This window comes from Shewanella oncorhynchi (assembly GCF_030848765.1).
Lineage (GTDB): Bacteria > Pseudomonadota > Gammaproteobacteria > Enterobacterales > Shewanellaceae > Shewanella > Shewanella oncorhynchi.
The window spans coordinates 146,642-159,434 of record NZ_CP132914.1; the positions used below are offsets into that span (position 1 = coordinate 146,642).

Sequence of the window (12,793 nt, forward strand, 5' to 3'; positions counted from 1 at the left end):
TCATCAGTGTTGAGCTATATGACGGCAAATTAAGCGGTGGCAATTAAGCTAGTGTAAATAAAGCCGTTTTTCAAGCGAGAACAACCTTAAGCCCCTTTAGTGCCACACACACTGCAGTTGGCTTGTTTCGGTAACTTCATCTCGCGAAACTCCATCGTCATTGCATCGATCATCAAAATGCGTCCTGCTAAGGTTTTACCCATGCCAGTAATCACTTTGATGGCTTCAACCGCCTGCAAACAACCTATCATACCAACCACTGGTGCTAGGATGCCCGATTCAACACAGCTCAGTTGTTGCTCGCCAAATAGGGCGCTAAAGCAATGATAACAAGGCGTTTCGCTGTGATAATCGAACACAGTGACCATGCCTTCCATCCGAATTGCCGCGGCGGACACTAAGGGCACTTTATGCTTAAAACAGCTGAGATTAAGTTGCTCGCGCACACTGACATTATCGGTACAGTCGAGCACTAGGCCATGATCGGCGACTAGGGCGTCAATCTCATGATCATCTAATACTGCATTGATAATGTTGAACTTAATAAAGGGATTGAGCTGCATGAGGCTCTGTTTAGCCGATTCGACTTTAGGCTGGCCGACATTGGCATCTTGATGAAGCACTTGGCGCTGCAAGTTGGATAATTCAACTGTATCAAAATCGACCAGTGTCAGTTCACCAATACCCGCAACCGTGAGGTACTGGCTGGCGGCACAGCCCAAACCGCCAGCGCCTATCATCAGCACTTTGGCTTGTTTTAAGCGTTCTTGACCGTCGATATCCATAGCCTTGATGGATATTTGGCGGCTGTATCTTAAGAGTTCGCTGTTGCTGAGAATATCTTCTGGCACATTCATTGGGATTTTCCTAGCAAAGCACGCTGTTAAATGGCTCGACCGTCACTTGGGTGCCAGCGGGAGTATCACCTTGGAATTGCTCCAATAAAACGAAACAGTTTGCTAAGCTCATCGAAGTCAACATGCCAGAACCTTGGCTACCAGTAATGGCAACTTCAAGTTTACCTTGTGCATTACGGCTTAAAATGCCCCGTTGATATTCGACGCGGCCCGGTTGTTTACGCACAGGCGTGGTGAGCGTAGCGTCTAACATCAAAGGTGCAACTGGGGTTAACCCCTGCATCTTGTTCAGTATTGGCCAAACGAGTTTGTAAAACGTCACCATAGAAGACACGGGATTCCCCGGTAAACCACAGAATATCGCTTTGCCTATTCGGCCCATGGCAAAGGGCTTGCCTGGTTTGATGGCGAGTTTCCAGAAGGTAATTTTGCCTTCCTCATCAAGAATTTGTTTAGTGAAATCCGCTTCACCGACCGACACGCCACCCGAGGTCAATACCATGTCGGCTTGGCTGGCAGCATAGCGAAATGCCTGACGTATGGCTTCAGGATCATCGGCAATCACGCCTAAATCGAGCCATTCCACGTTAGCGCGGCTGAGTAATCCTTGGATCGAGTAACGGTTTGAATCGTAAATTTGTCCTAGGGCTAATTCGCTGCCAACGGGACGCAGTTCATCGCCTGTGGAGAAAAATGCCACTTTAAGCTGACGATAAACTCGCACTTGGCTAACACCAATAGTGGCCAACACCCCGAGTTCGGCAGCACCAATTTGAATGCCAGCACTGAGTACTTTAGTGCCTTGGGTGAGTTCTTCACCGCGGCAACGCACATTGGCGCCTTGCGCCCTAGGATGGCGGATATGAATAATCTCTCCTTCAACCTCGGTTTCTTCCTGCATTTGCACTGTGTCATAACCTGTAGGCACGGGCGCGCCCGTCATGATCCGCACGCAGGTATTAGGTTTGGCTTCACCTTTAAAACCATGGCCAGCGAAGGAACTGCCGATAAGGCGCAATGCGGTCTGATTGGTTTGCGTATTTAAGTCGACAAAACGGAAGGCGTAGCCGTCCATAGAGGAGTTGTTAAAGGGCGGCAGGTCGATGCAGGAAGCTAAATCTTCTGCTAGGACGCGGCCAAGGGCATGGGGAAGCAATACGACTTCGGTGTCTGACACTGGGCTAACTTGCTCGAGCAAAAGGGGAATAGCTTGATCTGGATGCATTAAGCTAGGTTGCGAACAAGGATCGGCTGTTACGGACATTAGGGTCTGCCTTATATGCAATGGGTCGTAATGACGCTGAATGAATTTCCACCTGATTATGACTGGCTATTATGCCACGGTGATCTGGGATGGCTATGATTTGCATGTGAGTTTCTGTGATAGGCCAGTCAGTTTTTTCTGCCACTTTGGGTGATAACCTCGCTAGAAGTTACACAATTTACTGCGCTAATTCGAGGGTTGAACGCGAGTCGATGAACAAATGAAAATCATTTTTATCAATGAATCATTAACTTAGCAAGAAATCCAAAGGTAAATTTTGTTGCTTTTGTCGACCCCCTTGATGACAATGTCCCCCATGATTCAGTTCGAATGCAAAAGAGGATTTACTATGCTGTCTGCAACTATGATCGAAAAGTTGAATGAACAAATTAATATGGAGTTCTTCTCCTCAAATTTATACCTGCAAATGAGTGCGTGGTGTGAAGATCAGGGATTTGAAGGCGCAGCTAAGTTTATGCGTGAGCACGCGGATGAAGAAATGGGCCATATGCGTCGTCTGTTCACGTATGTGAGTGAAACTGGTGGCTTACCTTTGTTAGGTGCGATTGCGGCGCCGCAGTCACAGTTCGATTCTTTACTGGCGTTGTTTGAATTAACCTATGAGCATGAGCAGCTGATTACCCGTCAGATCAATGCCTTGGCCCATGCCGCATTTTCGAATCAAGATTACTCAACCTTTAACTTCTTACAATGGTATGTCGCTGAGCAGCATGAAGAAGAAAAGCTGTTTAAGTCGATTGTCGATAAGATACGTTTAGTGGGCGAAGATGGTAAGGCACTGTTCTTTATAGATAAAGATTTAGCTAAGCTAGCCTCTAAGGGGGGCGAAAGCATAATGAACGGTCAAGGCCAACCACAGGCTTAAACCCGTTTTATTTGCCACAAAAAAGCAGCCTAGGCTGCTTTTTTGCTCTTTATCGTTTTATTTTTTATAAGCTTAGATATTCACGCATTTATCTTGATAGCCATCATTCAACAGTGCTGTGTGCTTGATGCGTAGCAAGGGAGTGATTTCATTGAAGGGGAGCGGCTTGGAGATCAAATACCCTTGAGCGAAGTGACAACCTAAATCTCGTAGGAAGTGCCACTGTGCTTCGGTTTCTATGCCTTCAGCAACTAACTCCATTTCTAGGCTTTGCCCCATCATGACAATCGCTTTGACTAAGTTGGCGTTCGAGTTATTTTCGAGGGCATTTTCCACAAAGCTGCGGTCGATTTTAATCACTGAAATCGGGAATTTTTTCAGATAACTCAGGGAAGAATAACCCGTACCAAAGTCATCGATATAGATTTGCGAGCCTAAATGGCGAATAGACTCGAGCGTGCTCAAGCAATGGCTGGCATCGCCCATCAGCATGCTTTCAGTGATCTCAATATGCACATTTCGTGGGTTAACGTGGTGGCGGTTGAAGCACTCTTGCAACACTTGGTCGAACCCCATGCCGCGTGTATTGATACATTGGCGGCTGGAAACATTAATCGCGACATTAATATTTAAGCCACTTTTCTGCCATTGCCTCAGATCATGCATGGCTTGGTTGAGCACCCATTCGCCCATAGGCTCTATCAATCCGGTCTCTTCGGCTAACGGGATAAATTGATCCGGCGGGATCAACCCAAGCTCGGGGTCTTGCCAGCGGATAAGGGCTTCGACGCTGCAGACACTTCCGGTTTGCATATCCACGATAGGTTGATAATGCAGGGCAAATTCATTTTGTGCCACGGCACGGCGTAGACGTTGTTCTAACTCCATCCGGGCGAACATGGCTTGATTCATACCCGCGGTGAAGTATTTAAAATTGTTCCGTCCCGCATCTTTGGCTTGATACATGGCGGTTTCGGTATTGCGGGTGAGTGAGCCGGTATCTAACCCATCTTCGGGATAGACGCCAATACCAAAGCTGGCCGAAATCTGGATCTCGCGGTCATTTAAGTTAAATGGCATACCTAAGGTTTCAATGATTCGGGTTGCCATGTGTTCGATGGCGAGTTCGTTAGTCAGTCGCGGCAAAATAAGTACAAACTCATCGCCACCGATACGTGCGATAAAATCGGTTTTCCCCGTAATGCCTTCTAAGCGCTTTGCGACATCTTTAAGTAATAAGTCGCCAGTGGCATGGCCTTGTACATCATTGATATATTTGAATTGATCCAAATCAATCAGCAAGATAGCCAGCTTGCGAGAGTCATGCTGCGCCACATGGATTTCGTGCTGCAGTCGTTCATTGAACAACTTACGATTAGGCAGTCCAGTTAATCCATCGAAGTTGGCCTGATACCAAAGATCCTGCTCATATTGCTTTCGCTTACTGATATCCATAAATAAACCAATATGTTGGATTATTTTACCTTGCTCATTTCGCACCACTGTAATCGCTAGATACTCGGGATACACTTGGCCATCTTTGCGTTTATTCCAAACTTCACCCTCCCATTTCCCTTCTTTTTGTAGTGACTCCCACATGGCGGTATAAAAGTGCTTAGGATGACGGCTAGAGCTGAGTAGGGAGGGACTGCGGCCTTTCACTTCTTCCAATGAATAGCCCGTAATGTGGCAAAACGCGGGGTTGACGAGTTCAATATGGTTGTCGGCATCTGTCACCACTATGCCTTCGGCAGAATAGTCAAACACAGCTGCAGCGCGGCTTAGGGCGTGGTTCGCTTTTTGCCGTTCGCTAATCATACGGTTCATGGCGCTGGCCATGCGGGCGAGTTCATCTGTGCCTGAGACTTGGATATTAATATTGAGCTGTGGATCTGCTGCCATTTGCTGCATGTCATTGGCAATCTTAGTGATCTTATCCATAAAATTGCGGATGATCTTTTGTCCAAGCCAAAGTGTGATGGTCGCGGTGAACAAAGCCGAGAACAAGTATAAGCCGAGTAAGATTAAGGTGTGGTTTTGTTGATATTCGCTCTGCTGCGCCATGTTCTTGGTGATATTTTGCGCCAGCAAATGTAGTTGATTGATACGCTGAGTGGTGAGATCCCACCACTCCTGGCTATCAATTGGATGTGGCGGCATTAATAGTTGGCTCATCGCTTGGCTTAATTTGTCCTCGCTGGCAGGGACTTGCGCGATGGCTTTGATCTCCGTCATCGGCAAACCTTGCTGCTTCAGTTGCTGCAACTTGACCATGCTGAACTGGTATTGATTTATGCTGTCCTCAATGGTTTTCAGCGCTGCCTTAAATTCGGGTAGAGAACGAGTCTCGTGACTGAGTTCATCCAAATTAAGCTGAATCGTCGCAAGTGCTGCATTAAATTTTTGCAGTGAAATCTCATCGCCCTTAAGCAAATAGTCCTGAAAACTGCCCATTAAGCCACCGTAACCTAAGTAGGCATTAATATTTTGTGCCAGAGCGCTAATGCGAGTTTGTTGTTCAATTTGCTTGCTGATTTGCAGAATGCGTTGATTTTCTGGCGAATCTTGTAGGTTTTGTAGTAAGGACCTTCTATCGGAAATTGATGCATTACTTGCGTGCATCACGGCTCGCTCATATTCATACATGAAGGAGATTATGGTGCGGTAATCATTAATATTGAGTGATTTGCTGAGCAGTAATTGATTGATGGCACTTCGTTCTTTTACGGCCAACTCCTGCACCATAAGTAGGTTCAATAGATCGGTATAGGCACGGGACTGACTGATTTCGTTGGTTTGTAACTGTAATAACTGAATGAGCTGCAACAGCTGAGTGTGGAATTGATTATAGAGTTCCGTAAACTGACTCAGTGTTTCGTCTGTGTGGTTTTGGTGAACGTTAGCGAGTTTGTTGCCTGTGAGTTTGAGCGCATCCAACAATGCGTTCATTTTGTTTGCTTCAATACTTTTAGGGTCGAGCGCCTCCAGAAGATGCTCTAAAGGCTCACTGTTCAGTAATGCATCGAGTGCTTTTGATCTAGTCGCTTGTTGCTGTAATAGCACTTCATCGGTTGGTCGCTGATTTGTACTTAGACCATATTCGTTTTGCAACTGATAGAGTAGTTCAGTGATTTGTACCGTCGTTTGTACCGCAAGATGATTGTGCTTGGCCGAGTGTGATTCCTTTATCAAGTCATGCATGCGCGTCAGAATGAAAAAGCTCATCATTAATAATGGGACTAACGAAAACAGAATGAGCTTTTGCTTCAAACTGAGATGGTGTAGCGCTGACGGCATTAAAGATCACTCCACTCGTTCGCCTAGGCAGAAAAAGAAAATTCAACGTAATAACGTTGAATCCGAGTTACAAATAGGACTAGGCACAGGGTGAGGATATTTAACATAGGCGGCCAGCCACTGCGACCTTTAGTTTATGGATATCTAATCTAGGTCACGAAATTAAGCAAATTGTTATATATCATGCTAAGAGACTATTTTTATTAACCTATTTTGCACCTATCAAACAAGCATTTGCTTTGTCTGTGATGTGAAGCAGTATTTCATCATTCGAAAGAATGACTTGTTTAACTTTACCTTTTATCGGTTTTTTAGTGCATTAGGTGGAACGCGATTGTTAACGGTAAATCTACTTAAATAAAAAGGACGTTTGCGGCAGCTAAACGTCCTTCTATTTAAATCAATGCCCTAGATTCAGGCGATTGGCATGTCATCTAGCCGACATTGGCCAGCAATGATTTGCGATAAACGACAATATCTTCAATCGTTAACACGGGTATATTGTGCTGAGCACCGAAGGCAATAATTTCGGGCAAACGCGCCATAGTGCCATCGGTGTTAGTGACTTCACACAATACGCCAGCGGCTTTTAAACCCGCGAGTTGCATTAAATCAATCGTGCCTTCAGTGTGACCACGGCGGGTCAATACCCCACCCGGTTGGGCGCGAAGTGGATACACATGGCCAGGACGAGCGAGATCACTTGGCTTAGCGCCATCGGCAATCGCCGCTTTAATGGTGGTCACGCGATCGGCGGCAGAAACCCCTGTAGTCACACCGACTTTAGCTTCAATACTCACAGTAAACGCAGTGCCGTATTGGCTAGAGTTGTTTTCCACCATAGGGGGTAATTCGAGGGCTTTGACTTTTGCATCGGGTAAACACAGGCAAACAATACCGCTACATTCACGGATGAGCATGGCCATTTGCGCGTTAGTCAGCGTCTCGGCAGCGAAAATTAAATCGCCTTCGTTTTCTCTATCTTCGTCATCGACAACTAATACACCTTGGCCTTGACGCAGGGCATTAAGACCCGCTTCAACGCGTTCGATAGCAGTACCAAAAGGAGCAAGTAAAGACTGATTCATGGTTAATATCCTTAAATAAACGACATTGGAATATCCAGAATCAGGGCGTGCAGAAATACAACGTAATCAAACCAAAAGGCTCGATTTTGCTGTAGCAATATCACTTCACTTGGGGTGAAGTTATTGCAAAACATGAGGCTAACACTGTAATACATAAGCGCGTTGCACTTAAATACCGCAAGGTGTTGTCTTACATTCTCTTCCATCCGGACTCAGCACTGTCGCCATTGAAGCAAACAGTCCATTACCGTCGGCTCTGGAATAGTCAGTTTTGCACTAAGCAAAATCTAAGGCACCAGATCTGCTGACCCCGAAAGTGATTTCGGGCGCTCGCGGGCTTTGGGTGTCGCTCAGCAAAATAATCACTTAGTCGTTACCCATTTACCGCCGGTGGGGAGTTTCACCCCGCCCTGAGAATTTGCTTTTGAGCCATTTGCGCTCAAAAACGCGGTTATGTTGCTCTTATTTACCGCGAATGGCAACTTCTCGCGTTCAATGTTTGCGCTAGTGCACACCTGACCACTATCATACTGAACACATAAGCTAATTGACTTGCCGTCGCATTCTTCGACGGTCGTTATGGACGTCACAAGGACGTATAAATGCGCTCTCTGCTACTCACTTTAGGTATTGCTATGTTGTTATCCGCTTGTTCGACCTCCAAAGGGCAAGTACCCGCCCCGGTTGCTGAAAAAATTCCCCATGTGATGACTTTACATGGCGTAACGCGTACCGATGATTACTATTGGCTGCGTGATGATGAGCGCAAAGATCCTAAAGTGTTGGCCTATCTCAACGCTGAGAATCGTTATACCGCTGCTTATTTCAAACCATTAAAGCCATTGCAAGATGGTCTTTATAAAGAGTTAACCGAGCGTTTAGTCGCCGATGAGTCGAGCGTGCCGTACCAATGGCATCAGCACAGCTACTATCACAGATACCAAGAGGGTAGCGAATATCCGCTGATCAGCCGTAAGGGCGCCGATGGTGTTGAGCAAGTGATGCTCGATGTTAACGAGCGAGCTAAGGGCCATGAGTTTTATGGTTTAGGCGGCGCCAGTGTCAGCCCAGATGAAACCATGTTGGCCTTTGGCGAAGACGTCCTCAGCCGCCGTGTATATCACATCTATTTTAAAGACTTGGCTTCGGGCGACATGATCACCGACGTGCTTGAAAATACCGAAGGTCGCGTAGTGTGGGCGAACGACAACAAGCATGTGTTCTATATCGCCAAAGATCTAAAAACCTTGCTGGGCTATCAAGTGTATCGCCACGAGCTGGGCACTAAGCAATCGAGCGATGTCTTAGTGTATGAAGAACAAGACGATTCATTTTATATTTCACTTGGTAAAACCTTAGATGAGTCGCAAATTGTGTTGTTCCAAGAAAGCACCACGACGAGTGAAGTGTCTATTCTCGACGCCAGCGAGCCTTTAGGTTTATTCAAGCCAGTATTAGCGCGGGAAGAAGGTCACGAATACAGTGTGTCTAAGCTGGGTGATACTTATTACATTCTCACCAACTGGCAGGCGACTAACTTCCGTTTGATGAAAGTTGCCATCAAAGATGCGGCGGATAAATCTAAGTGGCAAGAAGTGGTTGCGCATAATCCCAATGCCCGTATCGAAGACGAGTTAGTGCTCAAGGATTATTTGATTATTCAGACCCGTGAAAATGGCCTAACGCGGATTAAAGTGATGCCGCTCAATGGTCAAAAGCCCTTCGAGTTGAGCTTTGATGAGCCTGCTTATGTGATGGGTTTAGAGATTAATTCCCAGCAAGACAGTAATAAGTTACGCATATTTTACTCCAGCCTAACGACGCCAGAAGCCGTATACGAATATTCACTGGTGAATCCCGATAGACGTGATTTATTGAAACAAGATCAAGTCTTAGGCGGCTTCGATGCCAGCCAGTATCGTGCCGAACGGATATTTGTGACGGCCCGCGACGGTGCGAAAGTGCCTGTCTCTTTGGTGTATCGCAAAGATAAATTCAAGAAAGATGGCACTAACCCTCTGTATCAATACGGTTATGGATCTTACGGTTACACAGTTGAACCCGATTTTTCTTCATCCGTTATTAGTCTACTTGACCGCGGTTTTGTGTATGCCATTGCCCATGTACGCGGCTCAGAAATGCTCGGTCGCCCTTGGTATGATAATGGTAAGTTGTTGAATAAGAAGAATACCTTCAATGATTTTATTGACGTAACAACGGCATTAACGGCGCAAGGTTATGGCGACAAAAACAAGGTTGTTGCCTCTGGCGGCAGCGCGGGTGGTTTACTGATGGGCGCGATTGCTAACCAAGCGCCGGACAAGTATTTCGCCCTTGCAGCCCATGTACCTTTTGTTGATGTGGTGACCACTATGCTGGACGAGTCGATTCCGTTGACGACCAATGAGTACGACGAGTGGGGCAATCCGAACGAGAAAACTTACTTTGATTACATGTTGAGTTACTCGCCCTACGACAATGTCACCGAGCAAGAATACCCACACATGTTAGTGACGACTGGTTTGCATGATTCCCAAGTGCAGTATTTTGAACCCGCCAAGTGGGTCGCTAAACTGCGCGATGTACAGAATAAGTGGTACAAGATGGATGATAAGGTGTTGTTATTCAATGTGGATATGGAAGCTGGCCACGGCGGTAAGAGTGGTCGCTATCGCCAATACCAAGACACAGCCCAAGAATATGCCTTCTTCTTGAGTCTGTTAGGTATGGCGAAGTAGGTCATTCGCAAGTGACTGGATCAGCCGTCAACCTAGGCAATACTGACAGAGGCGCTTTACAGCAACATGAGTCACTGGTGGCAGATACACTTGCCCCAGTGGCTAGCGCTGTCGCTACGACAGAAGATGCGCTGAATCCCGTACCATTAAATCCTGTACCTCTGAAGCCTACACCCATAAAATCAGCACCCCTCTGGTATTTGTATCTAGTCCGCTGCGCCAACGGGCATTTATATACAGGCGTCACCACCGACGTAGCGCGACGTTTTAGCGAGCATCAGTCGGGTGGCATTAAATCCGCTAAGTATCTGCGCGGTAAAGGTCCGTTAACGCTGATGTATCAAGAACAAGTCGGCACCCGCAGCGATGCCCTAAAGCGTGAGATTGCAGTTAAAAAGCTAAGCCGCAGTCAAAAGCTGGTATTGATTGAGTCTGGATGTGGAGTACTAGAGCGTTAACGCTGCATCATACTTGTTCTGTGACGAGGAATGATTAAGCACTGTCATTCCAGTGACTCGCAGCAAGTACATCCCTGTATGCTCGATCGTGACATCCATGTCACGGACGGTCACTTCCATGACAGTGCTTAATCCAGTTAACCACAGAGTATTCTGTTAATCATAATTCAAGTATTAATTAATCATTAAAATAATGCATAGATATCAGCATTAATTTATGTCATCTACTGCTCCAAAATAAAAGTGAGCCTCACTCCTTACACTTTCTTTTTCAGAGGCTGTTATCGTCTCTCCTGGAATAAAATCAACATCAAAAGCCAAGAGAACATCGAAAACTCTGATGTTACAATAGGCATTACTTACAGCCCCATCTCTAAACAGCTGATAGAGCAATAACCAGTAATTATCAATCAAGTAGTTATCTCGTGATTTAATAATTTCATTCGCAAAATTAATTATAAGGCTCTTATCGCTAATCATTGAGTTAAGAATAGTCAAACCAACACAGTCCTTACTCTTAACAATCGCCGCAATCGTATTTTCAGTTGGTTTAATGCCTATTTTTTTTCATTATATGGAGAGGCCAGCAAATACCATCCGAACGACGATGCTTACAGTTCTCGATTATTAAAGCATTTAAGTGGCTATCAATATTCTCTCTATCCATACTTGACTTATTAATTAAAGCATCAAGATAAGGGATAAGTATTGGATAATGCCATGACAGGTTTAGAACAGATTTATATACTGTCTCAGGAGCTTGTTCATTCAAAAAATTAACTACTAGCTGAATTGCGTATTTGAGCACACTACCATCAGGCGTTTGTCTGTTAATAATAATTGCATAATTTATGAACGTAATTGCTTCTGATGCAGTAAGTTTAGGCTCATCATTATGAGATTTATTCAATCGGCTAGGTAAATGTCCCAACAATTCTATTATCCAAGAATCTTGGTCAGGGGCAGGTTGTTCTATAATTTTAGTTTTTTGAATGTTTAGTGAAAATTTATATTTAGCTAGCTCCCTACCAAGCAATAATAAAAATTCGTGAGCTTGTTCATTCGTCTCACAGTAGCAACTATAATCGTCAACATACCGATGAACGTTGTAACCTGCATGTCTTAGTTCTTTATCAACCTTACCGAGAATAATTTCGAGGCTAATATTCGAAGTTGCAGAACCAATAGGTATACCTTGTGTTTCATTTCTTTTGCATTTCCTTTGAAATGAATCTACAAGATTGAACCATTCCCCTTTTTTGCGATTATTTTTTGCAAAATCAATTCCAACAAGTCCCCATGCAATGGCATGTGAGTAGACACTATTAAAGCAATTAGAAATATCGGCAGTTACATGAAATCGTTTACCAAAGCTTTCAGTCAACACTCGGGTAGTCTTTTCGATGGGATCTTCATAGTTCATTACCATGATTCTACCATCATCATGCAGTTCCGGTTTGATAATACTTGTTTCGCTAACAGTAAATGGCTCGATTTTATCCCAGTTATCATGCAGATGCTTAGCTAACAGTGAATACGCTTTCGGGTGAATGAGTGACAGTTCACGAAATGCGTTGTTATACCTAGTCGCATTATATATAACCACATCATAACCACTACCCTCACGAGTGTCTGACTCACCCAAAGCAGCCAGAGCCTCACATACCTCTGGCGTAAACTGTCTAGTACTAAGGAGTGGTGGAAGTTCCCCTATAGTCGATTTCTGATCTGGAAAGTAGTTATGACAAGTAAGTGCTCGATAAAGATAGTACTTTTTAGATTCTTCATTTAATTGTGACAAACCAGTGCTTATTAACATAAACAGACCACAGCTTATAAAAATTCTACTTTCTCATATTATTACTCTAATTATCTATTTTTAAATGAAAAACATGGATGGTGCATCTCTGCATTTTACTTTGAAGAGTATTACTTACTGAGATGGTTAGTTCGGTTTAGGAATTACTAACAGAATACGATTTAGCTCGCGGAATTAAGCACTGTCATGGAAGTGACCGTTCGTGGCATGGATGCCACGGTCGAGCCTATAGGGACATATTCACGGCGAGTCACTGGAATGATAGTGCTTAATAGTTTAACGATTAACTTTTATAATAAATCAATTAGTTAAGCTTTGGTCGTCACCAAATACTGGTCTGCATTGGGGGAGAAGTATGAATAGGGCGCTAAAAAAAATGCCACTAC

At 44.8% G+C, this 12,793-nt stretch carries 10 protein-coding genes and 1 riboswitch; of the genes, 3 read left to right on the forward strand and 7 right to left on the reverse strand.

From position 1 onward, the window contains the following. Nucleotides 1–86 precede the first annotated feature (86 nt). Both moeB and moeA read right to left on the reverse strand, forming a co-directional pair. Nucleotides 87–857, reverse strand: a complete 771-nt coding sequence (moeB, locus tag RA178_RS00685) for a molybdopterin-synthase adenylyltransferase MoeB (RefSeq protein WP_219251722.1) — start codon at nucleotides 855–857, stop codon at nucleotides 87–89. A 10-nt stretch (nucleotides 858–867) separates the two neighbouring features. After that, nucleotides 868–2,121, reverse strand: coding sequence for a molybdopterin molybdotransferase MoeA (gene moeA / locus RA178_RS00690; protein ID WP_219251723.1), 1,254 nt, complete (start codon nucleotides 2,119–2,121; stop codon nucleotides 868–870). A 349-nt stretch (nucleotides 2,122–2,470) separates the two neighbouring features. Here moeA and ftnA point away from each other — a divergent pair, with 349 nt between their 5' ends. Then, nucleotides 2,471–3,007, forward strand: a complete 537-nt coding sequence (gene ftnA, locus RA178_RS00695) for a non-heme ferritin (RefSeq protein ID WP_105250975.1) — start codon at nucleotides 2,471–2,473, stop codon at nucleotides 3,005–3,007. 72 nt (nucleotides 3,008–3,079) lie between these two features. Here ftnA and RA178_RS00700 read toward each other — a convergent pair whose 3' ends face one another. Together RA178_RS00700 and ribB are read right to left on the reverse strand one after the other, a co-directional pair. Continuing rightward, nucleotides 3,080–6,304: an EAL domain-containing protein gene (locus RA178_RS00700; protein ID WP_306684109.1), complete on the reverse strand. Its 3,225-nt coding sequence runs from the start codon at nucleotides 6,302–6,304 to the stop codon at nucleotides 3,080–3,082. Between the two features lie 434 nt (nucleotides 6,305–6,738). After that, entirely contained in the window at nucleotides 6,739–7,392 is a 654-nt protein-coding gene (gene ribB, locus RA178_RS00705; protein WP_105250977.1) for a 3,4-dihydroxy-2-butanone-4-phosphate synthase, read from the reverse strand. A 190-nt stretch (nucleotides 7,393–7,582) separates the two neighbouring features. Next, nucleotides 7,583–7,814: riboswitch (FMN riboswitch) on the reverse strand. 180 nt (nucleotides 7,815–7,994) lie between these two features. Here ribB and RA178_RS00710 point away from each other — a divergent pair. Both RA178_RS00710 and RA178_RS00715 read left to right on the forward strand, forming a co-directional pair. Further along, nucleotides 7,995–10,130, forward strand: a complete 2,136-nt coding sequence (locus tag RA178_RS00710) for a S9 family peptidase (RefSeq protein ID WP_306684110.1) — start codon at nucleotides 7,995–7,997, stop codon at nucleotides 10,128–10,130. Between the two features lie 11 nt (nucleotides 10,131–10,141). Next, nucleotides 10,142–10,588: a GIY-YIG nuclease family protein gene (locus RA178_RS00715; RefSeq protein ID WP_306684112.1), complete on the forward strand. Its 447-nt coding sequence runs from the start codon at nucleotides 10,142–10,144 to the stop codon at nucleotides 10,586–10,588. Here RA178_RS00715 and RA178_RS00720 read toward each other — a convergent pair. The 3 genes from RA178_RS00720 to drt4 all read right to left on the reverse strand — a co-directional run bounded on the left by RA178_RS00720 (nucleotide 10,577) and on the right by drt4 (nucleotide 12,407). Then, nucleotides 10,577–10,708: a hypothetical protein gene (locus RA178_RS00720; protein WP_306684113.1), complete on the reverse strand. Its 132-nt coding sequence runs from the start codon at nucleotides 10,706–10,708 to the stop codon at nucleotides 10,577–10,579. The genes RA178_RS00715 and RA178_RS00720 overlap by 12 nt on opposite strands. Nucleotides 10,709–10,798: 90 nt before the next feature. After that, nucleotides 10,799–11,086 carry a hypothetical protein gene (locus RA178_RS00725; protein WP_306684114.1) on the reverse strand — a complete coding sequence of 96 codons (288 nt, stop codon included), beginning with the start codon at nucleotides 11,084–11,086 and terminating at the stop codon, nucleotides 10,799–10,801. 52 nt (nucleotides 11,087–11,138) lie between these two features. Continuing rightward, on the reverse strand, nucleotides 11,139–12,407 hold the full coding sequence (drt4, locus tag RA178_RS00730) for an antiviral reverse transcriptase Drt4 (RefSeq protein ID WP_306684115.1): 1,269 nt from the start codon (nucleotides 12,405–12,407) through the stop codon (nucleotides 11,139–11,141). Nucleotides 12,408–12,793: the final 386 nt, after the last annotated feature.